General features: G+C 39.5%; 1 protein-coding gene. It reads left to right on the top strand.

The genetic code is table 11. From position 1 onward, the window contains the following. Positions 1-169: 169 nt before the first annotated feature. Positions 170-26984: non-ribosomal peptide synthetase (locus FW781_RS20200; protein WP_149389074.1), on the top strand; the 26815-nt coding region annotated here is incomplete at its 3' end.

Here is a 26984-nt window from a genome sequence, read left to right as displayed (position 1 = left end):
CTCAGTAAACCTGTTACAACTATTCTACTCTCATCAACTCAATACTTCTTTAGATTTTACTACCTAAAGTATAACCGCTGATGTCCGGAAATATTTAAATGAGAGTATTAAGAATAATTAAAATGGTGAAAAAGCACCTCAATCTAACTACCTAATATCCTTTTATCCTATGGAAGCATTCCTTATGAAGCTAACCCCATACCAGTCGATTTTTTTTAATGAATGGATGCTTAATCCTTCCCGAAGCGATTATAATATTATATTTGACCAGTCTATGTCTGGCTCTATAGACATCCAAAGACTGAATATAAGCCTGATAAGATTTGTTAATAATCAATTGCTGGTAAACAGCAATGTGATCTCCCAATCCGGAGATCTGTTCTGGAAACGCAGACCCTTACTTTCGGAAAATGATCAGATATTAACATTTATTCCTCAGGAGCTTAGCATTGAAGAAATACTTGATTTTGCACTACAACCTTTTGATCTCGAAAAAGAGCAACTAGCCAGATTTTATGCAATTCAGTTAGATAACGGAGGGTATAGGATTATCCATATCTTTTCCCATATTCTGGTGGATGGGCTGAGTGCGAATAGTATCTATACAGAGCTGAGTACATATTACAACGACCCCGCCTATGAAAACCCGATCAACATTAATGAACAGGCAAAATTATATGACAATTTAAGAATCCAGCTTGAAGATACTTTACTAAAAGGAAAATCAGAAATGTCAGATTTCTGGAAAGCCAATCTGAATGAGGTGGAGAATATTGGTTTTAAATTTTTAAAGACCAAACCTTTAGAATCAGCATCCAAAAGAAATAAGCCACTTCCTAAAAATCCGGTAAGCGAGCTTCGTTTTAGCATTTCCGAATCTATATTTTCTAAAGTAAGACAATTAACATCAAAATACAAACTTACGCCTTATACCTATGGGCAATTGGTATTAGCTGTCTTACTGCACAAAATTTCAGGAGTAGATAATCTTGTGATTAATTATCCTGTCGGAATTACAGAAGGCCAGGATTTTATCTTTGGAGCTCATATTAATACGGTTTTAAAAGGATACCGGTTCAGTAAAGATACTTCACTTCAGGATCTGATTGATCAGAATATAGAATATACCAATCAGTTAAAAATAAGCAAAGCACGATATTTTCCCGTTGAAGAACTGATCAGCTATGCCCCTACATCAGATATTTTAGAATATGGATTTGTACAAACCAGTCTGAAAGATGTGGTGATTCATTATGAAGGGGCGAGTGATGTGATTATCAACAGTGATCTGAATGTCGATCTGGTAGGTAAATTATCATTTGAGCAGGAAGTACGAAACGGACAGCTTAATTATAAGGTTCGGTATGCCAATCAGGATCTTAGCACTGAACTGGTATTCAATTTTACGGAAATGTATCAGCGATTATTTGTTGAAATCCTTGAAGATCTGCTGGAAGGAAATCCCGGGAATTCTATAAGTAATTATAAGCTTTTAGATTCAGAAACCTTTCAAACGATTATTCATGATTGGAATAATACAGGTTCAGATAATCCCTCGGATAAAACCATTCATCAGTTATTTGAAGAGCAGGTAGAAAGAACACCGGACCAGACGGCTTTGGTATATCATACCACTACACTTTCTTACCGTGAGCTCAATGAACGGTCAAACCGCCTTGCGAATTATCTTGTTAAAATGTATGATCTTCAGCCTGATGATTTGATTCCCTTATGTTTGGAACGTTCTGAAAATATGCTGATTGCCATTCTTGCTGTATTAAAGTCAGGAGCGGCGTATGTACCCATGGATCCGTCATATCCTTCAGACAGGATTGAGCATATTCTTCAGGATACCCAGGCAAAAATAGTACTGACACAGAATTCAATCATAGATAAGGCACAGGCTGCTATTTCAGATATAATAGCACTGGATGATTATGCTTTTCAAAATAAATTGGAGGGGATGAATCCTGATAATCTTTCTATACAGGTTAGGCCTGATAATCTGGCTTACGTAATCTATACCAGCGGAACTACAGGTCTGCCAAAAGGCGTAATGGTAGAGCACAGAAACGCAGCGAATCTGGTAGATCAGGTGCAAGATGCCTATGGTAATAGTAAAGGAGAAAAAATTACAGCATACACTTCCTATGTTTTTGATGTGTCCGTATCAGAATTCTTCAATGCCTTATTGTATGGAAATGAACTGCACATATTGGGAGAAAACATCAAAAAAGATGCAGATTTGATAAGTCGTTATTTGATTGATAATCAAATAGCTTATGCCTACCTTCCGCCAGTCATGTTATCCGTATTGCCACGTATAGAATATCCATCTTTAAAAGGATTACTTTATGCCGGTGAACCTTGTGACTATGAAACAGGGAAATACTGGTCAGAGTATACAAAACTGTATAATCTGTATGGACCTACAGAAGCTACTATTTATGCAGTTTACAAACAAATACAGCATGGGGATGTACATCTTATCGGACGTCCAGTAGGTAATACCACGGCTTATATTCTGGAGAATGATTTTCAGCCTGTTCCCATAGGAGCGGTTGGTGAGCTTTACCTTGGCGGAGCGGGAATTGCAAGAGGCTACCTGAATCGTCCGGATTTGACAGCTGAACGTTTCATAGATAATCCTTTTCGGGGCGACAAAGAAAGACTGTACAAAACCGGAGACCTTGTACGTTGGCTTCCTGATGGGAATATCGAATATATCGGACGTAATGACTTTCAGGTAAAAATCCGAGGATACAGGATCGAGCTGGAAGAAATAGAAAATAAACTTTCCCGGTTTCCGGGAGTAAAACAATCTGTAGTTCTGGTAAAAGAAAACAAAACCGGGATGAAGTATCTGGCCGGATACTATGTTTCTGATGAAGAATTAAATACTGAAGAGCTGACAGTCTTCCTTTCGGGATCCCTTCCGGAGTATATGATTCCCGGAGCTTTTGTACAACTCACGGAACTACCGCTCACTGTTAACGGAAAACTAGACAGGAAACAGCTTCCAGAGCCTGAATTTACAGGAAACAGACAATATACTGCTCCCCAGAATGAACTGCAGGAAAGACTATGTCAGATCTATGGGGAAATACTTGGGTTGAATAGCGAAACGATCAGTATTTATGATGATTTCTTCCGTTTGGGAGGAAACAGTATCATGGCAATAAAGCTGATCAGCAAAATACAGTACGAGTTGAAGCTGCAGGCCAATGTAGCTATGGTGTTCAGCCATAAAACCATTGTTTCTTTAGCTGAAATTTTAAGCGGAGAAAATAATATTGATAAACAGGAAAAAATTACCCCTTTTAGAGTAACATCAGTGGAAGATCAACGGTTATCCTTTGCCCAGGAAAGACTTTGGTTTATTGAAAAATTTGAAGAAGGGAGTAATGTCTACAATATTCCAATGGTATTTAAGCTGGGAACCCATGTTCAGACAGAACTTCTTCAGCAGTCTTTTGAAGTGTTGATTCAGCGTCATGAGGTTTTGCGCAGTATGATCTGTTCAACAGAAGAGGGAATAGGATATCAGGTAGTTACAGACCAGAATATTCAGCTTTCTGTAAAAGAGGTTCAAACGAGGGAAGAACTTGATGAGGAGATCAATACTGTCAATCATAAAATTTTTAGTTTAGAGGAGGAACTTCCATTGAATGTGGCCCTTTTCAGGCTGAAAGATCAGAAATACTTATCTGTTGTAGTTCACCACATCGCTTTTGATGGGTGGTCTACGGATATTTTTATCAAAGAAATTAACAGGATTTATCACAGCCTTGCAACAGGAAAAACACAAGAACTTCCGGTTTTAAATATTCAGTATAAAGACTTTGCCTTATGGCAGAGAAACTATCTTAAAGGAGATACACTTGATCAGCAAATTCTTTACTGGAAAGATAAGCTTAATGAATTTCAGACCCTTGATCTTCCACTGGATTTTAAAAGACCGGCACAAACGTCTTACCAAGGAGCGACGGAATATTTTAGCTTCCCAACCGATCTTGTGACAGATCTGAGAGAGCTTTCAAAAGAACTGGGAGTAAGTTTATACAGCGTGATGCTGAGTGGCTATTCACTGATGTTGTCCGCTTATTCAGGGCAGGATGACATTGTTGTCGGAAGTCCTGTTGCCAACCGTCATCATGCAGGCCTTGAAAATATTATCGGTCTTTTTGTTAATACATTGGCATTAAGAGAAAAAATTGATCCTGATCAGGAGCTCAAAGATTTTATTTTACAGGTTTCCCAATCCGTAATGGAGGCACAGTCTCACCAGGATCTTCCTTTTGAGAAGCTGGTAGAAGAGCTGAAAATAGATCAGGATATGTCCCGCCATCCGATTTTCCAGGTGATGTTCGGACTTCAGAGCTTTGAAGAAGGAATTTATTCTGCCCATGAGGATGAAGCGGTTCTTCTTCCTTTTGACGGCAATATCAATTATCAAACTGCAAAGTTTGATTTGACCATGATGATTGATGATCATGGAGAAGAAGTACGGGGAATATTCAATTATGCAGTATCACTTTTCAACAGAGATACGGTTCTGCGTATGAAGAATACTTATATACTGCTTCTTGAACAGCTTGTAGAGCTCAGAAATATAAAAGAAGAAAGCTGTAAGATAAGTGGTCTTTCTTTTATGACAAAAGAGGATCATAAAAAAATCATAGAAGATCAGAATATATCAGGAATAAACAACCTTGAAATACAGACGATTCACGGCTTATTTGAAGATCAGGTACAAAAAAATCCGGATCGTACAGCATTGGTATATCAGAATGTCCGATTATCTTATCACGAGTTGAATGAGCGGGCAAACCGCCTTGCCCATTATCTTATGGATACCTACAATCTTCAGGCTGAAGATATGGTTCCTTTATTTTTGGAACGGTCTGAAGATATGATTATTGCCATTCTTGCTGTTTTAAAAACCGGAGCAGCTTACGTTCCTATGGATCCTTCTTATCCGGCAGACAGAATAAGACATATTTTGGATGATACCAATGCCGAAATCATCCTTACTCAGGAAAAAATATCTGAAAAAATACAGAATATAGACCTTACCAAGAACATTATCTCATTGGATGAGGTTTCTTTCAGGGATTTTATTGAAAAGAGCAATGCCGAGAACCCTTTGACTGAAAATAAATCAGATAAGCTGGCTTATGTGATCTATACCAGTGGAACGACGGGAATGCCTAAAGGGGTAATGATTGAGCACAGAAGTGTGGTAAATGTAGTGACTCAGATAAGAGATGCTTATGGTTTCAGTGAAACCGAGAAGATAACAGCGTATACTTCTTATGTATTTGACGTATCGGTATCAGAATTTTTTAATGCCCTGTTGTACGGAAATGAACTGCATATCTTAGATGAAACCATTAAAAAAGATGCAGATTCGATAAGCAGATATTTACTCGACCATCAAATAGCCTACGCATATCTGCCTCCGGTAATGTTATCTGTTCTTCCTCGTATTGAATATCCGGACTTGAAAGGATTACTGTATGCTGGTGAACCGTGTGACTATGAAACCGGAAAATACTGGTCAGAATATACAAGTCTTTATAATTTGTATGGGCCTACAGAAGCCACAATTTATGCAACCTACAAAAAAGTAGAGCATGGTGATGTCCATTTGATCGGGCATGCTGTAGGAAACACCTCTGTGTATGTGCTGGATGCACTTCTTCGTCCGGTTCCCATAGGAGCTGTGGGAGAACTTTATCTTGGGGGAGATGGGATTGCACGCGGCTATTTGAACAGACCAGAGCTGACAGCTGAGCGTTTTATCTCAAATCCTTTTCAAACAGAAGACCAAAAAGAGAAAAGTAAGAATGAAAAGCTTTATAAAACAGGAGATTTAGTAAAATACCATGCTGTCGGAGAGCTTGAATATATCGGGCGTAATGACTTTCAGGTAAAGATCCGTGGTTATAGAATTGAGCTTGGAGAAATTGAAAATAAGCTGCAACAAAATCCGGCAATTCGCCAGTCAGCAGTTCTTGCTAAAACCAATAAAACAGGACTGAAATATCTTGTCGGATATTATGTATCTGATTCTGCTATAGAATCTCATGAAATTTCAGAATTCCTGGCAGAAACCTTACCGGAATATATGATTCCGAGTGTTTATGTACATCTTGAGCAACTTCCATTGACTATTAATGGAAAATTAGACAGAAAGCAGCTCCCTGAACCAGAATTTACGATAAGCAATGAATTTACAGCCCCTGAAAACGAGCTGCAGGAAAAATTATGTCAGGTGTATGCGGATGTTCTTGGCCTGGATGCTTCAGTCATTGGAATTTATGATGATTTCTTCCGTCTGGGAGGAAACAGTATCATGGCCATCAGATTGATCAGCAGCATCAAAAAAACTCTGGGCATATCAATAGGAGTAGCGGCTGTATTTACCCATAAAACGGTAGCTTCCCTTTCTCATGTCTCTGGTAGTAAGATTGATACAGGTGTTCAGGAAACTATGAGTCCAATAAAAGTATCCTCTCCGGAAGAGCAGCGATTGTCTTTTGCTCAGGAAAGGCTATGGTTTATTGAAAATTTTGAAGGCGGAAGCAGTGCTTACAATGTTCCGATGGTCTTCAGATTGGGAAGAGAAATACAGCTGGATGTTCTTCAGAGATCATTAGAGACAGTGGTAATGCGCCATGAAGTGCTTCGTTCCGTGATCCGAACTGCAGAAAATGGAACCGGCTATCAGGTTGTTACAGATCTTATCCCTGAACTCAGGTATGCAGAAGTTGAAACCAAAGAGGAACTTGGGAAAAGCATAGATCAATGTGCCCATAAAGTATTCCGCCTGGAAGAAGAACTTCCGGTAGAGATTACTGTTTTCAGATGGAAAGAAGATCATTGTCTGTCTGTTGTGATTCATCATATTGCATTTGACGGATGGTCTGCAGATCTGTTTTTAAAAGAAATACAAACCATATACAGCGCTCTTGTTAAAGGAGAAAATCCTCAGCTTCCGGAATTAAAAATTCAATATAAGGACCTTGCTTTATGGCAGAGAAAACATCTTACAGGCGAAACATTGGAGAAGCAGATTACCTACTGGAAAAGTAATCTTGAAGATTTTGAAGCTCTTAGTCTGCCTTTAGATTTCAAAAGACCTGCAAATATCTCTTACGACGGTGCTACAGTCCATTTCAGTCTTCCCCCGGAAATGGGTTCAGGATTGAGAAAGCTTTCCAGAGAATGGGGAGTGAGTCTGTACAGCCTGATGTTGGGAGGATATTATATGATGCTTTCTGCTTATTCAGGCCAGGATGATATTGTTGTAGGAAGCCCTATTGCCAACCGCCACCATGAAGGTCTTGAAGATATGATCGGTTTCTTTGTGAATACATTGGCGCTGAGGGAGAGGATCTGTGCAGAACAGGATTTTAAAGACTTTATTCTTCAGATTTCAAAATCAGTAACAGAAGCCCAATCTTATCAGGAACTTCCCTTTGAAAAACTGGTGGATGAGTTGGATATAGAACAAGATGCTTCAAAACACCCGGTTTTCCAGGTAATGTTCGGCGTTCAGAACTTTGGAGTGAATATCAACAATGAAGGTCTATTTACTCCTCTGCATCATGAAATCAATTATCAGGCAGCGAAGTTTGATCTGACCACTATGATTGATGATGGGGAAGAAACGATCAGGGGAATATTCAACTATGCGACCTCTCTTTTCAAAAAAGAAACGATTCTGAGAATGCAGAGCACTTATATTCTGCTTCTAGATCAGGTGGCTGCAATAGGAGAGAGTCGTGATAAAAACATAAAAATCAATAAATTCCGTCTTCTGGAAGATTCAGATTATAGCAAGATGACGGAAGGATGGAACGAAACAGGGTCTGAATATGCCACTGATAAAACAATACAGCAATTGTTTGAAGATCAGGTGACAAAAACGCCTGATGCCACAGCTTTAGTATATCAGGATATTGAATGGTCTTATCAGGAACTGAATGAAAGATCAAACCGTTTGGCGAATTATTTAATCAGTACTTACCATCTACAGCCGGATGATTTGGTTCCTTTGTGTCTGGAACGCTCCGAAAATATGCTGATGGCTATGCTGGCTGTATTAAAAACCGGAGCAGCTTATGTTCCTATGGATCCGTCCTATCCATCCGAAAGAATTGAACACATTCTTCAGTATACAAAAGCTAAGGTCATTTTAGGCCAGGAAAGCACAATGAAACAGCTGGAAAATAAGGGTGTTAACGCTATTGCTTTGGATGAGGTTATCTTTAAAGCAACACTTGAAACATTTGATGCTAATAACCCTGTTACCAAAGTTAATCCCAATCATTTAGCTTATGTCATTTACACCAGTGGAACCACCGGAATGCCTAAAGGTGTATTGATAGAGCATAAAGGAGTAGCCAATCTGATACAGCAGCATGCCAGAGAATATGGATTCATCTCTGAGCTTTCGGTTCCGCAGAAAAACTGCCTTTGGTATGCCAATTATGTATTTGATGCCCATGTTGCTGAGTTATATCCTGCTCTTGTTCATGGACAAACCATACATCTTCTGAATAAAGAAACACAGACGGATCTGATTGTATTACAACAATATATAAGAGAAAATGATATTAAAGTTGCTACTATTCCTCCTGTTTTACTAACCAAAGAATACATTCTTCCGCTGGAGACACTTTTGGTTGCCGGGGACATCACCAATCCGCAGGTTATGGCTCTGTATAAAGAACATGGAGTAGATCTGGTTAACGCTTATGGCCCAACAGAAAGTACCGTATGTGCAACTTTACACCATTATAACGAAGATGAAAATCCATTAAATATCGGAGGTCCGATCGGGAATGTGAATGTTTATGTTTTAGATCAACATTTAAGACCAGTTCCAGTAGGTGCAGTGGGAGAGCTGTACGTTGGAGGAGCAGGAATTGCCAGAGGTTATCTTAACAGACCTGATCTTACGGAAGAACGTTTTATCATCAATCCTTTCCAGACCGGAGAACAGAAGATAAAAGGGGAGAACAAAAGATTATATAAAACCGGAGACCTTGTACGATGGCTGCCGAATGGTGAGCTGGAATATATTGGAAGAAACGATTTCCAGGTAAAGATCCGCGGATATAGAATCGAATTAGGTGAAATTGAAAATAAACTGTTAACCTATCCTGGAATTCGCCAGTCAGCAGTATTGGCTAGGGAAAATAAAGCAGGGTTAAAATACCTTGCAGGCTATTATGTTTCTGAAAATCCCATAAATTCAGCATTACTTTCAGAGCATTTATCAGAATCATTACCTGAATATATGGTTCCGGGAGCATTTGTCCACTTAACGTCTTTACCATTGACAATCAATGGGAAGTTAGATAGAAGAGCATTGCCTGAACCTGATTTTACAGGAAATAAAGAATATACAGCTCCGGAAACAGAGCTGCAGAAAAAATTATGTCAGATTTATGGTGAAGTGTTGGGCCTTTCTCCAAACAGTGTCAGCATTCATGATGATTTCTTCAGATTAGGAGGAGACAGTATTATCAGCATTCAGCTGGTGGGAAGAATCCGTCAACAATTGGAAGTGAGACTGAGTGTTAAAGAAGTCTTTGCTGCCCGCACCACAGCTTCTCTGGCTTTACTGATAGAAAATAAAAAGAAAGAGGAGGAAAACCATATCGTTTCAGAACAGGGATTATTACAGGGAGAAGTTCCACTTTTACCAATACAGGAATGGTTTTTCAGCCAAATAGAATCAGGATATTTAGAAGATTTCAACCATTGGAACCAGGCATTCCTGATCTATGTTCCTCAACTTGATAAAGAGCTGCTGGAACAATCTGTAAAATATCTGATCGAAAGGCATGATGCCTTCAGACTTCAGTATCAAAATAAGCACGGAAAATATATTCAAAAGTATGGTGAAGCGAAAGCCCCTTCAATCAATTACCTCAATGTTTCAGGTCTGAACGAGGAAGAAGTATCAAAAGTTTTTACGGATTGGCAGTCTCATTTTGATATTGAAAGAGGTCCGTTATATAATGTTGGATATGTTGATGGCTATCAGGATGCTAGTGCGAGGATTTATTTTGCATTCCATCACCTGATTATAGATGCAGTAAGTTGGAGAATTATAACCGAAGATTTAAAAAATATTTACCGGTCCCTTGAAAAAGGAGAAAGAAAAACGATTGCATCCCATACCAAAGGAACCAGCTACCGTCAGTGGGCAGCAACTGTAAAAACGTACAGATCGGAATCTCAGGAAGAGGAGCATTCATTTTGGAATACCATTGCAGATACTGCTGAAGAGAACAACAGAAATCTGGAAAATTTTATTGGTGAGAATTACCAGCAAAATCAATTGATGATATCCGAAGAAATCACTCAAAAGTTAATCAGAGGAATTCATCATGTTTACAACACGCAGATCAATGATGTGCTGCTTTCTGCATTATCTCTCTCGCTTTCAGAATTTACAGGACATGAAAATCATTCCGTTGTGCTGGAAAGTCATGGCCGTGAAGAAATATTCAACCATCTTGATATTACGGAAACAGTAGGCTGGTTTACCTCCATGTATCCGTTGTCTTTAAAGAAAAGTAAAGATTGGTTAAATACTGTAGTACAGACTAAAGAAACACTGAGAAGCATTCCTCACAACAGAATCGGTTATGGAATCCTTATAGGTTATACAGAGCGTGAATTGCCTAAAATCAGTTTTAATTATCTGGGACAGCTGGATCAGGAAACCGGAGCAAAAAGTTGGTTTATTGCCTCAGAAGACAGCGGTTTAAGTATTGGAAGTAAAAATAAAGACAGTCATTATATCAGCATCAATGGCGCTGTAATAGAAGGTAAGCTGCAGTTTAAGATTGCCGGTTATCTGAAAGATGAGCAGATGAGCCTTTTCTCAGAATCTTTTAAAACAAAAATAGAGGAAATTGTCCACCGGCTTTCCCAGGCAGACAGAAGCTTCCTGACGCCATCCGATGTAGATTATATTGTTGAAGACAGTCAGCTCGAAGATATTCAGAAAGATGGTGAAATAGAAGGAGTTTATCTGGCTAACAGTTTACAGGAGGGATTTGTATATCATGCTTTAAATCAGGGAGAAACAGATGATGCCTACCGTGTACAGTTGATCTGGGACTATTTTGCAGAAATCAGTCCTGAAAACATGAAAAAATCCTGGGAGCTTACCCAGAAACGCTATCCTGCGTTGAGAATAAGATTTAACTGGAATGGAGAGATCGTTCAGGTTATTGATAAAAAAGGCAATCTGGACTGGAGATATCAGGACATCAGCAAAATTAATGATGAGGCCCAGAACACTCTGATTGAAGAAATAATACAAAAAGACCGTTTTGAGGGTTATGATTTATCCAAAGGCAATCTGTTCAGGGTTTACCTTTTCAAAAGAGGAGAAAATCATTACAGCTGCCTGCTGAGCAATCATCATGCGATTCTGGATGGATGGAGCTTGCCTGTTATTCTGAATAGTGTTCACAAATCTTATCTTCAGCTGAACAAAGATTATCAGCCTGAGCTTGTTGTAGATACAGCGTATACAGATACCCAGAAATACCTGCAGGAAAATAAAGAACTCAGCAGCAGCTTCTGGAAAAGCTATATGGATCAGCTTGAAGATCAGGAGGATCTGACTAATTTATTGAAGGAAAGCGAAAGACAAACGGATCTTGGGATTTATAAACATATCAAAGATCATCAGGATGCAGAACTTTTGATAGAAGGTGAGCAGTATCAGCAATTAAAAGAATTTACCCAGACAAATGGCTTTACTGTAAACGCTGTTCTGCAGTATTTGTGGCATAGCCAGTTGAAGATTTATAGTAATGCAGAAGTGACTGTAGTAGGAACTACGGTATCCGGAAGGAATCTTCCTGTTGATGGAATAGAATCTTCTGCGGGACTTTATATCAATACCTTACCATTAATTGTAACCCATGAAGGAGGTAAAGTAAAAGACCAGATTGTAAAGATTCAGGAGAATATCAGTGAGCTTAACAGTCATAGTGATGTGAACCTGGCGAATCTTCAGCGTGAGGGGCGTAGAATTTTCAGCAGTTTATTTGTCTATGAAAACTATCCTGTTCCTCAGGGAGAAAATAACAATGAACTAGGATTTGTATTCAGGGATGCCGTAGAAAGACTGGATTACCCACTGGGAGTTACAGCTTTTGAACGCGATGAGAAAGTTTCTCTGGTGATAAGTTATGAGGGATATCTGTTTGAAAAAAACATGATGAATCAGCTGTTGGAAGGAATGAAGACCGTTCTGAACCAGCTATTGGAAACACCTGAAATGATTTCCGAAGATCTGTCTTATATCACCTCAGAAGATCATGAAAAAATAACAATAGACTGGAATAATACCTGGACTGAATTCCCAACCGGGAAAACAATCCAAAGTATGTTTGAAGCTCAGACAGCTAAAACACCGGATCGTATCGCGTTGGTACATCAGGAGGTAACCTTATCCTATAAAGAGATTAATGAAAGAGCAAACCGCCTTGCCAACTATCTGAACGATACATACAATCTCCAGCCGGATGATCTTGTACCTTTATGCTTGGAGCGTTCAGAAAACATGTTGATCGCCATTTTAGCTGTATTAAAATCCGGAGCAGCTTACGTTCCGATGGATCCGACCTATCCAACTGATAGGATTGAACACATTCTTCAGGATACACAAGCGAAAATAGTGATCACTCAGAAAAGTGCTGAGGTGAAATTCAATGAAATTCACTCGAAAAAAGCAGAAATTCTGCTATTAGATGATGAAAAACTGATAGAAAAGCTTCAAAACAGCAATATTGATAATCCGGTCACCCGAACTCAGGCAGATGATCTGGCCTATGTGATCTACACCAGCGGAACAACAGGAATGCCTAAAGGAGTAATGATAGAGCATACAGGAGTGATAAACCTGGTGAGTGACCTTTATGCCCGTTATGATCTGCATGAATCCGAAATCATTCTTCAGTTTGCCAACTATGTATTTGATGCCTCGGTAGAACAGATTTTCTTAGGTTTATTGAACGGTTGTCAATTACTGTTCATAGACAACCAGGAAATGCTGAATGAAGAGGAATACATCAGAAAATTAAAAGATAATAAAGTAACCTATCTCCCTTTTACCCCTTCTGTATTGCAAAATATAGATGTTACAACGGTAGAAAGTGTACGTACATTAGATTCCGGAGGAGAAGCTTTACCGGCAGACCTGCATAACAAATTGAAAAATGAAAACTTCCTGTTTGTCAACTCTTACGGGCCTACAGAAGCAACCATTACATCTCTTGTCAATACCAATCGTGAGATCAACTGCATTGGGCGTCCGCTCAATAATACAAGCGTATATGTTCTGGATCAGTTTTACCGTCCCGTTCCTGTAGGTGCTGTAGGAGAGCTTTATATAGGTGGAATCGGAGTAGCCCGTGGATATTTGAACAGACCTGATCTTACCGAAGAACGATTTGTCCATAATCCTTTCCAGACAGAAGAACAAAAAAACAAGGGGGAAAACAGCAGGATTTATAAAACCGGAGATCTTGTACGCTGGCTTCCGGACGGAAATATTGATTATATCGGAAGGAACGACTTCCAGGTAAAAATAAGAGGATTCCGTATAGAATTGGGAGAAATCGAAAACAGGTTGCTTCAGTATCCAGGAATCCGCCAGGGAACAGTTCTTGTGAAAGAAAACAATGCCGGACTGAAATATCTTGTGGGATATTATGTTGCTGACAGAGATATAGACACTCGTCTGATTTCAGAATTTATGTCAGAAACACTTCCGGAATACATGGTGCCTCCTGCATTCGTGCATTTAACAGCATTACCACTGACAATCAATGGTAAACTTGACAGAAAACAGCTTCCTGAACCCGCATTTACTGAAAATAAAAAATACACCGCTCCTCAAAATGACCTGCAGAAAAAGCTTGTAGAGATCTACGGAGAAGTACTGGGATTACATACTGAAAACATCAGCATCCATGATGATTTCTTCAGATTAGGAGGAAACAGTATCATGGCGATTAAACTGATCAGCAGGATCAAACAAAATATAGATCAGCAGATAAATGTTGCTAAAATATTCAGCAATAAAACAGTTGCTACTCTGGAAAAAGCCCTGACGGAAGACAATAATCTAATAGCGCAGGTAAGCATAGAACCTAGTAAAGTAAATACTCCGGAAGAGCAGAGATTATCTTTTGCCCAGGAAAGGCTTTGGTTTATAGAAGCTTATGAAAAAGGAAGCAGTGCCTACAACATTCCAATGGCGGCCGTTCTGGATACAAAAACTGATATTGATGCTTTATGTACTGCCTTAAAAACAGTGGTGAAACGTCATGAAGTACTTCGTTCAGTGATCAGAACCACAGAAGAAGGAGTAGGATATCAGGTGGTTACAGAATGGCTTCCGGAAATTAAATCAACAGAAGTACATACCAGGGAACAACTTGATCAGCATATCAACCATTGCGCTAATAAGGTATTTAATCTTGATGAAGAAATTCCGGTACATATAGAACTCTTTACGTTTGGAAATCAGAATTATATCTCCATTGTCATCCACCACATTGCTTTTGACGGGTGGTCTGCCGATATATTCCTGAATGAGGTGCAAACCATTTATAACAATCTGGTTAAAGGTGAAACTTCCGAAATTTCAGCATTGAAAATCCAGTATAAGGATTTCGCTTTATGGCAAAGAGATTATCTTACAGGAGAACGTTTGGAGCAACAGATCAGCTACTGGAAAAATCAACTTGACGACTTCCAGAACCTCAATCTTCCTACAGACTTCCGAAGACCTTCGCAGATATCATATGAAGGAGAGAATCTGTATTTCAATCTGACTAAAGAACAGGGGGAAAAGCTTAGAAATCTATCCAAAGAACTTGGTGTAAGCCTTTACAGTGTAATGCTGGGAGGGTTTTACCTGATGCTTTCCGCCTATTCCGGGCAAGATGACATTGTAGTGGGTAGCCCGATTGCCAACCGCCACCATGCCGGCTTGGAAGAAATCATAGGATTCTTTGTCAATACACTTGCATTAAGAGAAAAGATAGACCCGAAACAAAGCCTTAAAGACTTCATTCTTCAGGTATCAGAATCCGTTACAGAGGCACAGTCTCATCAGGATCTTCCGTTTGAAAAGCTGGTAGACGAACTGGGAATAGAGCAGGATACTTCAAGGCATCCGGTTTTCCAGGTGATGTTCGGATTACAGCATGAAACAGCAGCTATCCGGAATGAAGAAGCTATATTTTATCCGTTTGACGGAGAATTAGCTTATCAGGCAGCGAAGTTTGATCTGACCACCATGATTGACGACAATGGAGAAAATATCCATGGAATGTTTAATTATGCCAAAGCAATATTTTCAAGAGGAACGGTTCAGAATATGATCGATTCTTACCTGTTTTTGCTTAATCAGATTGCAGAAACTGATCAATATGAAAAAACATTGCTTTCCGAATTAGATCTTGTTCCACAGGAAAATTATAAAAAGATCACGGAAAACTGGAATACTGGCCGCAAAGAATATTCGTCAGAAAAGACGATTCACGAGCTGTTTGAGCATCAGGTTGAAAAAACACCGGATCATATAGCATTAGTATACCAGAATGTTAAATTGTCTTACAGAGAACTGAATGAAAAAGCCAACCGCTTGGCCAATCATCTTATCGAAGTCTGTGCTCTGCAACCGGATGATCTTGTTCCTTTATGCCTTGAGCGTTCAGAAAACTTGTTGATTGCTATTCTGGCGATATTAAAGACCGGTGCTGCTTATGTACCAATGGATCCGTCATATCCGTCAGACAGAATTCATCATATTCTGAAAGATACAGGCGCGAAAATAGTATTGGCAGAAGAAAATACAGCCGATAAAACAGAACATTCAAATGTTATGGTGTTGGATGAGGTAAGTTTTAAAGCAATACTTGAAACAGCTGATCCTAATAATCCTGTAACCAGTACACAATCTACAGATCTGGCTTATGTTATTTACACCAGTGGAACAACGGGGCTTCCCAAAGGTGTAATGATTGAACATCGTGGTGTGATAAATCTCATTGGATCAATGATAAAGGCACACCGACTTGAAGAATATCAGGAAGTAGGCTGTTATTCAAATTACGTTTTTGATGCCTTTGTCTATGAAGCATTTCCGGTGCTTTGTAACGGAAATACTTTATGGCTTTACAGCAATGATCACAGAACTTCAGTTGATGATCTGAACGGTTATATTAATGAAAATAACATAGAAGTTTCCTTTATTCCTCCTGTTCTGTTAAGAGAAATCGTTGAAAATGGAACAAGCCTGAAACTGATATTCGCAGGAGGTGAAAGCTTCCCGGCTTTAGCCCATAATATTGAGGATATCATTCTTATTAACGAATATGGTCCTACAGAAGGAACGGTTTGTTCTACTTTACATCACTATAAAGAAGATTATAATGCATTAAACATCGGACGGGCTATTGACAACATGAGCATTTATGTTCTGGATCAATACCTCCGTATCGTTCCGGAAGGAGCAATAGGTGAGCTGTATATCAGCGGCGCCGGAATTGCCAGAGGATATCTGAACAGGCTGGAACTTACTCAAGAACTCTTTATTACAAACCCTTTCCGGACTCAGGTACAGAAAGAAAAAGGTGAAAATGACCGCCTGTATAAAACCGGAGATTTAGTCCGTTGGCTGGCTAATGGCGAATTGGAATACATCGGAAGAAATGACTTCCAGGTTAAAATAAGAGGGCACAGAATTGAGTTAGGAGAAATTGAAAATACACTGCAGCAATATCCTGAAATCAGGCAAACTGTAGTCTTGGCCAAAGAAAATCAGGCAGGACTGAAATACCTTGCAGGATATTATGTATCTGATACAGAGATAGACTCTGATATACTTTCAGACCATTTATCAGCATCCTTGCCAGAATATATGATTCCGGCAGTATTTGTACACCTGAAGTCTCTACCGCTGACAATCAATGGTAAACTGGACAGAAAAGCTTTACCGGAACCGGAATTTACAGGCGGAAAGGTATATACAGCTCCTGAAACCGATCTACAGAGAAAATTATCTGAAGTTTATGGCGAAGTTTTAGGTGTTTCATGTGAAACAATCAGTATTCATGATGATTTCTTCAGATTAGGAGGAAACAGTATCATGGCCATCAAACTCATCAGTAAGATCAAGCAGGTTTTAGGATTACAAATTGCTGTAGCAGCTGTTTTCAGTCATAAAACTATTGCTTCTCTTTCTCATGTATTAGCAGATGAAAATAATACCACAGAGCAGATTGTCATTACTCCTGTCACTATAGATTCTCCGGAAGAACAAAGATTATCCTTTGCCCAGGAAAGACTTTGGTTTATCGAAAATTATGAAGGCGGAAGCAGTGCTTATAACATCCCGATGGTCTTCTGTCTGAATAAGAAAACTGAACTTGAGGTATTATATAAAGCTTTGGATGCGGTTGTTATGCGTCATGAAGTACTTCGTTCCGTGATCCGTACAACAGACGATGGCTTGGGCTGGCAATCTGTGATAGATGATCTCCCGGTAATCCATCAGGAAGAAGTAAAAACGATGGGCGAACTGGAAGAGAAAGTAAGCCGTATTGCCAATACGATTTTTAATCTGGACCAGGAACTGCCCGTCATTATCCATATTTTCAAGCTTGAAAATCAGTACTATCTGTCCGTTGTTATTCATCATATTGCATTTGACGGATGGTCGGCAGGGATATTCCTGAAAGAAGTTATGCATATGTATGAGGCCATTAGAGATGAAAAAGAACATGAGCTTCCGGCTTTAAAAATTCAGTATAAAGACTTTGCTTTATGGCAGCGAAATTATCTGACAGGAGAACGCCTTGATATCCAGGTTAATTACTGGAAAAATAAGCTAAGTAGCTTTCAGAACCTTGATCTGCCGTCAGATTTCAAGAGACCGGCTCAGATGTCTTATAGCGGAGACAGCATTTATTTCCATATTAATGAAGAACAAAGCCAAAAGCTGAAAGAACTCTCAAAAGATCTTGGAGTAAGCTTATTCAGCGTCCTTTTAGGAGGATATTATCTGATGCTTTCCGCTTATTCCGGGCAGAATGATATTGTGGTAGGAAGCCCTATTGCGAACCGTCATCATCCGGGATTGGAAGATATCATCGGATTCTTTGTCAATACTCTGGCTTTTAGGGAAACAATTGATCAGGAGCAAAATATTAGAGACTTTATCAGACAAATAGCCGGCTCAGTAACCGAGGCACAATCCCATCAGGATCTTCCGTTTGAAAAATTAGTGGAAGAATTGGGAGTAGAAAAAGATACATCCCGCCATCCGGTATTCCAGGTGATGTTTGGTCTTCAAAGCTTTGGAGAAAACCTTTCCGGTAATCAGTCTATCCTTCATCCGTTTACAGGAAAAGTAGATTATGAAGTGGCTAAATTCGATATTACGACCATGATTGATGATAGCGATGAGGCCATTCACGGAATGTTCAACTATGCTCAATCAATATTCTCCAGAGAAACAGTTAATAATATGATGAATTCCTATCTGTTTTTGCTTGAGCAGATAGCAGATACCAAGGAAAAACGAAACCTTACATTAGCACAATTAACCCTTATTTCTCAGGAACAACAGCAATCTGTATCAAAATTATGGGCTTCAGAAACCCACTATTCAGATCAGAATACCATTCATGGCTTGTTTGAAATACAGGCTGAAAAGACTCCTGATCACACGGCTATAGTGTATCAGGACGTGAGATTATCTTATCGGGAGCTTAATGAACGTTCCAACCGCCTGGCAAATTATCTTATTAAAAATTATAATCTTCAGCCGGATGATTTAGTGCCATTATGCCTGAAGCGTTCTGAAGATATGCTTGTCGCTATCCTTGCCGTTTTAAAAGCAGGTGCAGCGTATGTTCCGATGGATACTTCATATCCGGTAGAAAGGATTAAACATATTCTTGATGATACAGGTGCAAAAATAGTATTGGCACACAACAGTTCTGCCTCAAATGTCAGAGAAGCTTGCGGTGAAACTGCAGCTATGCTTATTCTGGATAGCCAGGAATTAACGGAAGCTCTTGAAAACAGTAGTATTTCCAACCCTGTAACTCAGGCAGAACCACATCACATGGCTTATGTGATCTATACCAGTGGAACGACAGGAATGCCTAAAGGAGTCATGCAGGAACACCGTAATGTAGTACGCCTTTTCAGTGCAACCGATCATTGGTATCAGTTTAATGATCAGGATGTGTGGAGCTTATTCCATTCCTATGTATTTGATTTCAGCGTATGGGAGATTTGGGGAGCTTTATTATATGGTGGAAAACTTTTAGTGCCCTCTTCAGAACAGACAAAGGACACCAATTTATTCTTCAGTTTATGCCTGAAAGAAGGGCTTACTGTATTAAATCAGACACCAACCGCTTTCTATCAGTTTATTGATACAGCCCTTCAGCGTGAAGAACAGCTGACAGAGTTACGATATGTGATATTTGGAGGGGAAGCCTTAAATCTTGCCTCTTTAAAACCTTGGTATGAACGTTATCGTTCAAAACCTGAATTGATTAACATGTATGGAATTACTGAAACAACCGTCCATGTTACCTATAAAAAATTAAGCATAGAAGACTTGAATAAAGCCTCTCTGATCGGAGAAAATATCCCTGACCAGGCGATGTATATCCTTGATGCTTATCTTCGTGCCGTTCCGGTAGGAGCTGTAGGAGAGCTTTATGTGGGTGGAGCGGGAATTGCCAGAGGATATCTGAACAGACCGGAACTGACAGCCGAACGCTTTATAAAGAACCCTTTCCAGACTTTAGAACAAAAAGAAATCGGGAAAAACGGAATCCTGTACAAAACAGGAGATTTAGTACGCTATCTGCCTGACGGAGAACTGGAATATATCGGAAGAAATGACTTCCAGGTGAAAATACGTGGTTACAGAATTGAATTAGGCGAAATAGAAAACAGATTACTGGAATACCCGGAAGTAAGACAAGCTGTAGTTCTTGCCAAAGACAATAAAGCAGGAATGAAGTACCTTGTAGGTTATTACGTTTCCGATGCTGCATTGGAAGTGGAGAAAATCAAAGTTTTTTTATCCGAAGTTCTCCCGGAATATATGGTTCCTGCAGCCTTTGTTCATTTAAACTCGTTACCGTTGACGATCAATGGTAAGCTTGACAGGAGACAACTCCCTGAGCCTGAATTTACAGGCGGGAAAGAATATACCGCTCCACAGACCGGATTACAGGAAAAATTATGTCAGATCTATGGAGAAGTTCTTGGGCTGGATGCTTCAGGAATAGGAATTCATGATGATTTCTTCAGATTAGGAGGAGACAGTATTATCAGTATTCAGCTGGTTAGCAGAATAAGACAGCGTTTAGAGATAAGAATCAGTGTTAAAGATGTGTTTTCTTCAAAAACAGTACAGAATATTTCCGAACTGATCGAAAGCAAAGCAAAAGAAGAGCAAACCCATGTTCTGACAGAACAGGGACAGCTTACAGGACATTTATCTTTCCTTCCGATTCAGGAATGGTTCTTCCAACTGGCAGAAGAAGGCTATATTGGAGATCTGAATCACTGGAATCAATCCTTTTTGATTAAAACTCCTGAACTTGACAAAGAATTGCTGGAGCAGAGTGTCAAACTGCTTATCGAAAAACATGATGCCTTCAGAATTTATTATCCCAAAGAAAATGGAAAATACACCCAAGAATACGGAATCAATACGATACCGGAAATAAAATATCTGGATGTTTCAGGAATACAACAGGAAGAACTTTCAGGCATTCTTACAGAATGGCAGTCGCAGTTTGATATTGAGAGGGGGCCATTATTCCAGATTGGATATATAATGGGCTATGAAGATAGAAGCGCAAGAATTTTCTTTGGACTTCATCACCTGATCATAGATGCTGTAAGCTGGAGAATCATCACCGAAGACTTAAAAAATATTTATCAGACCCTTGAAAAGGGAAATACCGTTGAGGTTCCTGTAAAAGGAAGCAGCTACCGTCAATGGATTGATGCCATAAAAAGGTATAAACTTGAAGATCCTGAATCCAGAGAAACAGAAAATTCTTATTGGAATACCATTACGGATATAGTTGCAGAGAGTAATACTATTCTGACAGCATTATCCTCTCCGGAATATCATTCTTCCAGCCTTATTGTGAATGCAGGATATACAGAAAAGCTGATCAGGGAAGTACATCATGTATATCATACCCAGATCAATGATTTACTCCTATCTGCGTTGGCTTCAGCACTTTCAGACCTTACGGGAGCATCAGCTCATGCCGTTCTGCTTGAAGGGCACGGTCGTGAAGATGTATTTGGAAACATGGATATTACAGAAACTGTTGGCTGGTTTACCTCCATGTATCCGCTTCTTCTAAAAGCAGGAAATGATGTAAAAGATACCGTGATTCTAACCAAAGAATCTCTGAGAAGCATTCCAAATAACGGAATTGGATACGGAAGTCTTGTTGGCTACACAGAAAGAGAGCTTCCGAAGATCAGTTTCAATTATCTCGGGCAGCTTGATCAGGAAGAAAGTACAGGAGAAAAAAACTGGTATATCGCCGGAGAAGACAGCGGAAAATCTATGGGAGACAAGAACTGTGACAACGATATTATTACGGTAAACGGTGCTATTGCAGACGGACAGCTTCGCTTCGGGATCTCAGGATATCTTTCACAGGAGCAGACTGATTTTCTGACAGAAAAATTCAAGGAATATATTGAACAGACAGTAGATGAATTAACAGCCGAAAAAAGAAACTGGCTTACTCCGTCAGATACAGGAAATATTGTTGGAAAGGAACAATTAATGCAAATTCAGGAATCAGGAGAAGTAGAAGGCGTTTATCTTGCCAACAGTTTACATGAAGGATTCGTATATCATGCCTTAAGCCAGGGTGACAAGGACGATGCCTACAGAGTACAGATCATATGGGATTATCTTGCTGAAATCAATACTGATCTTCTTAAAAAAGCATGGTCCTATACCCAGGAGCAGCTTCCGACACTGAGGCTCAGATTTGAATGGAGCGAAGAGATTGTACAGGTTATTGATAAAAAAGGAATACTGGACTGGCGTTATCAGGATATTCAGGATATGCACGAAGTGGATCAGGAGTCTTTAATTGCAGAAACGACCCAGAAAGACCGTTTTGAAGTATATGATCTGTCTAAAGGAAGCTTGTTCAGAATCTATTTGTTCAAACGCTCAGACAAACATTATACCTGTCTTTTCAGTAATCACCACGCTATTCTTGATGGCTGGAGTATGCCTGTATTCCTGACGATGATTCATGAAGCGTACCTTGCATTACTCAAAGGAAATGCCCTTTCTCCGGCCACGGATACAGCATATGCTGAAGCTCAGAAATTCCTTCAGGAAAATAAAAACAGGAACGGAGACTTCTGGAAAAACTATATGGGACTTCTTGAAGATCAGGAAAACCTGAATTGCCTGGTTAAAGAATCTCAGAAAAATATTGATCTTGCTGAATATAAACATATTGTGGATCATCAGGCAGTAAAAATGCTGATTGTAGGGGAGCAGTATCAGAAACTGAAAAAATTCACATCTGATAACGGACTTACAGTCAATGCGGTGCTTCAGTTCCTTTGGCATAAACAGCTTAGCTTATATAGCAATAGTGCCACAACTGTAGTAGGAACTACCGTATCAGGACGAAGCATTCCGGTAGATGGAATAGAATCCTCAGTAGGGCTTTACATCAATACATTGCCACTGATTGTGAATCATGAAGAGGGTAAAGCAATAGATATTATTGCCGAAATTCAGCGCAGAATCAGTGAATTGAATACCCACAGCAGTGTCAATCTGGCAAGCCTTCAGCATGATGGACGCAGAATTTTCAGCAGTTTATTCGTATATGAAAATTATCCGGTACCTAACGGAGATGAAGACAACGAACTGGGAACATTAGGATTTGTATTGAAAGAATCCGTAGAACGCCTGGATTACCCATTGGGAATCGTTGCTTATGAAAATGAAAATGAGGTGCTGCTAAAGATTAAATATGACAGCTTCTTATTTGAAAATGATATGATGGAGCAGCTGCTTCAGGGAATGGAAACTGTCCTTGAGCAGATCCTGAAAACCTCCAATATCAAATCCGAAGACCTGTTCTATCTTACTTCAGAGCAGTATCAGAAAATAACAATAGACTGGAATACTACAGAAATAGAGTGTCCTGAGGGATATACCATCCATAAGATGTTTGAAGAGCAGGCAGAAAAAACTCCGGATAACACTGCGTTGATTTTTCAGGATATAAAACTTTCCTACCGGGAACTGAATCAAAGAGCAAACCGCCTGGCTCATTATCTTATTGAAAATTACGGTCTTCAGCCTGATGATCTCGTTCCGCTATGTCTTGAGCGTTCAGAAAACTTGTTGATTGCTATCCTGGCAGTATTAAAATCCGGGGCTGCTTACGTTCCGATGGATCCAGCCTATCCGATTGACAGAATTGAACATATCCTGCAGGATACCGGAGCAAAAATCATCCTTACTCAGGAAGAAGTAGAAGAAAAGCAGCAAATGTCCCGGATAGCAGAAACAATTCTGTTGGATAGCAAAGAAATATGTGATAAACTTGAACATTCAGGAGCTGAAAATCCTGTTACTCAAACCAGATCAAACCATCTTGCGTATGTCATCTATACGAGTGGAACTACAGGGCTGCCAAAAGGGGTAATGGTAGAACATAAAGGAGTGATCAACCTTATTGAGGACCTGTTTTCACGCTATCAGCTAGGAAATGAGGAAGTAATTCTTCAGTTTGCCAACTATATATTTGACGCATCCATCCAGCAGATATTGCTTGCGGTATTGAAAGGAAACAGCTTATTATTTATTGAAAACCAAAAAATTCTCAACGAAGAAACGTTTATACAAACCCTTAATAATCATAACGTTTCTTATATACACCTTACGCCAACGGTATTACAGAGCATAGACTTTACCCAGGTTAAAAATCTGCGTACATTGATTTCCGGAGGAGAAGCAATGCCGGCAGATCTGTTTAAAAAATTAAGCGGAAGAAACTTCAGGCTGGTTAATTCATACGGGCCTACAGAAGTTACGATCACGTCTATTGTCAACCCGGAAGGAAAGAATACCCATATTGGGAGACCGCTGAACAATACTACGGTATACGTTTTGAGTAATCATCTTCATCCGGTACCTGTAGGAGCTATTGGGGAGCTTTATATTGGTGGAGAAGGGATTACAAGAGGATACCTAAACAGACCCGAGCTTACGGCAGAACGTTTCATCAGCAATCCATTCCAGTCTTTAGAACAAAAAGAAAAAGGGAAAAACGGAATCCTTTATAAAACAGGAGATTTAGTACGCTATCATGCCAACGGAGAACTGGAATATATCGGAAGAAATGATTTCCAGGTGAAAATCCGCGGCTACAGAATAGAGCTTGGTGAAATAGAAAATACATTATTGCAGTATCCCGGTGTGAAACAATCCGTAATATTGGCCAGGGACAATAATGCCGGAATGAAATATCTGGCCGGCTATTATGTTTCAGAAACATCTATAGAACCAGATCAACTTACAGCATTCCTGTCTGAAGCTTTACCTGAATATATGATTCCCACCGCTTTTGTGCATTTACCATCACTTCCGGTAACCATCAATGGTAAACTGGACAGAAGAGCACTTCCGGAACCGGATTTTACAGGAGAAAAAACCTATATAGCTCCTGAAAATGAACTGCAGGAAAAATTATGTCAGATCTATGGTGATGTTTTAGGATTAAATGCTTCAGGCATTGGAATTCATGATGATTTCTTCCGTCTTGGAGGAAACAGCATCATGGCCATAAAGCTGATTAGCAATATCAAAAGAGTGCTGGATATCAGAGTAAGTGTAACGGTTGTATTTGCCCGCAAAACTGTAGCTTCTCTTTCTGAGGCCTTAGCCGGCGAAAATATTAATGAACAGGATGTTATTGCCCCTGTAAAAGTATCTTCTCCGGAAGAGCAGCGACTTTCATTTGCTCAGGAAAGACTTTGGTTTATTGAAAACTACGAAGGCGGAAGCAATGCGTACAATATTCCTATGGCTGTTCGTCTTGATGCAAAAATCAATATTCCGAAGCTATGCAGGGCCCTTGAAACTATTGTAATGCGTCATGAAGTCTTACGAAGCGTTATCCGCTCCACAGACGAAGGAAAAGGATATCAGATCGTAATGGATAAAACCCCTGAGATTCATATCCGTCATGTTTATTCAAAAGAAGAACTGAACGAGGCTGTCAACAATGCTTCAGGCAAGATCTTCCGCCTGGATGAAGAATATCCTGTAGCCATCAGCCTTTTCAGATTAGAAAGCAATCATTATCTGACCGTTGTCATTCATCATATCGCATTTGACGGATGGTCTACCGATATATTCCTGAGAGAGCTGCAAACCGTGTATAATGCTTTAGCTAATAATCAGGATTTTGAGCTTCCGGAATTAAAGATTCAGTACAAAGACTTCGCATTATGGCAGAGAAACTATCTTTCAGGAGAACGTCTTGACAATCAGGTTGGATATTGGAAAAGAAAGCTGGATGATTTCCAGACTCTGAATCTTCCAACGGATTATAAAAGACCGGCTCAGGTTTCTTACGAAGGAGATACTGTTGATTTCACTATTGACCCAAAAGTTGCAGCAGGCCTTAGAAATACATCAAAAAAACTCGGAATAAGTCTGTACAGCGTAATGCTGAGCGGATATTACCTGATGCTGTCAGCATACTCAGGTCAGGATGATGTTCTGGTAGGAAGCCCTATTGCCAACCGTCATCATGAAGGACTTGAAGATATAATCGGATTCTTTGTCAATACTTTTGCTTTAAGAGAAAAAATAGATCCGGAGCAGAACCTTAAAGATTTTATTCTTCAGATATCAGCATCTGTTACAGAGGCACAGTCACATCAGGATCTTCCTTTTGAGAAGTTGGTAGAAGAGTTGGGAGTGGAAAAAGACATGTCCCGTCATCCTGTTTTCCAGGTGATGTTTGGATTGCAGAGCTTTGGAGGTAATTCAGATAACAAAAATGTATTATTCCATCCTTTTGAAGGACAGACAGAGTATCAGGTGGCCAAATTTGATCTTACTGCAATGATTGATGATGGAGAAGAAACAATAAAAGGCTACTTCAATTATGCTAAAGCCCTTTTCTCAAGAGAAACGGTCAGCAACATGATCAATTCTTATGTGTATCTTCTTGATCAGGTTTTCGGTGCCGATGAGATCAACCTTGAAAGGATCAGGCTGAGTACATTAAACCTGATCTCTGTAAAAGAAAATAAAAAGATTTCTGAAGAATGGAATTCAACAGAGAATGAATATCCATCTGAAAAAACCATCCAGAAACTGTTTGAAAGTCAGGTGGAGAGAACGCCAGACCGTACAGCTTTAGTATACAAAGATGTTAAACTTTCTTATTGTGAACTGAATGAAAGATCCAACCGATTAGCAAACCATTTAATTGCTACTTATGATCTTCAGCCTGACGAACTGGTGCCATTATGTTTAGACCGTTCCGAAAATATGCTGATTGCTATTTTAGCGGTATTAAAATCCGGAGCAGCCTATGTTCCGATGGATCCGTCTTACCCGGCCGACAGAATAGAACATATTCTTAAAGATACCGGAGCAAGACTGGTTTTAGGGCAGGAAAGTACATCAGAAAAGCTGGAAAACCTGACAGCAGATGTGATCTCTTTAGATGAAGTAACCTTTAAAGCAACACTTGAAACAGAATCAGCTAATAATCCAGTTACCAATACTCAATCCAATAATCTGGCTTATGTTATTTTCACGAGTGGCACAACAGGATTACCAAAAGGAGTCATGGTTGAAC

The sequence above is a fragment of the Chryseobacterium panacisoli genome (assembly GCF_008274625.1).
In the GTDB taxonomy this organism is placed as follows: Bacteria; Bacteroidota; Bacteroidia; order Flavobacteriales; family Weeksellaceae; genus Chryseobacterium; species Chryseobacterium panacisoli.
The sequence above is the reverse complement of the archived record's forward strand: the minus strand, read 5'-3'. Positions and strand labels throughout refer to the sequence as shown.